1 protein-coding gene is annotated in these 1,166 nt (G+C 39.8%); it reads right to left on the bottom strand.

Annotation, left to right across the window (positions count from 1 at the left end; translation table 11 throughout):
* Positions 1-153 precede the first annotated feature (153 nt).
* Positions 154-1,166, bottom strand: a 1,013-nt coding sequence (locus tag ACOVO2_RS10110) for a (Fe-S)-binding protein (protein ID WP_421769853.1), incomplete at its 5' end; no start/stop codon positions are given.

Here is a 1,166-nt window from a genome sequence, read left to right on the forward strand (position 1 = left end):
AAGCGTTTCCTTGACTTAGCCGACCAAATCAAAGAAGTAAATGATAAGGATTTGGTAAAGTTAATGAGAGCGTAGTTTTTTAATGAATAATTGATAATGGAGAATGAATAATGCCGAATGAGACATTATCAATTCTCCATTTTTCATTATCCATTACTTTAAGGCTTCATACAAAATCTCGGCTGGGTGTTGGGCTATTCTGCCCGTTCCGTCTTTTATTTGGTGGCGACAACTTGTTCCGGGAGCAGCAATTATTACATCTTCGGCTTGTTTCCTGACGGTCGGGAAAAGCACCAATTCCCCTACTTTCATTGATACGTCATAATGTTCGGCTTCATAGCCAAACGAACCCGCCATTCCGCAGCAACCCGAAGGAATTAGATGAACCTCATAATTTGCAGGCAAAGATAGGCTTTTCTTAGTAGGTGTAAGCGACGACAAAGCTTTTTGGTGGCAATGTCCGTGCAGTTTTATCAAACGTTTTTCGCTCGAAAATGCTTCTTTTTTGATATTTCCTCGGTCGATTTCTCGGGCAAACCATTCATCAAATTGAAAAGTATTTTTAGCGATTTTTTCGGCAGCATCTTTTAAATCTTGCGGAACAAGTTCCAGATATTCATCTCTCAAAGTCAAAATTGCTGATGGTTCGAGTCCAATAATTGGCGTATTTTCTGACACAATATTTTTTAGCAATTCAACATTTTTTATAGCGATTTTCTGAGCTTCACGCACCATTCCTTTTGATAAATACGTGCGTCCACTTTCTACGTGTTTCGGAATAATCACCTCATAACCAAGCTTTTGCAGCAATAAAATTGCTTTTTTACCAACTTCTACATCATTATAATTCGTAAATTCATCGCAGAAGAGATAAACCTTTTTATCGTTTTTCGGAGAAGTTTGTTTGGCTGCCCATTCTGTCAATGTCGTGCTATGCAATAACGGCATTGTGCGGTCGGGATGAAAACCTACAATTCGGTTGGCGACTCGGCGTGTAGCTTCCGTTTTGAAAATGAAATTATATGCCCACGGAGCAATCGAGGCCAACTTCATTTGTTTGGTAAATGTTCCGATTAATTTTGAGCGGAACGGAACGCCTTTCGTATCATACGTTTTCTGCAAAAACTCTGCTTTCATCTTGCCCACATCCACACTCGACGGGCATT

Source organism: Emticicia sp., assembly GCF_049241225.1.
Taxonomy (GTDB): Bacteria; Bacteroidota; Bacteroidia; order Cytophagales; family Spirosomataceae; genus Emticicia.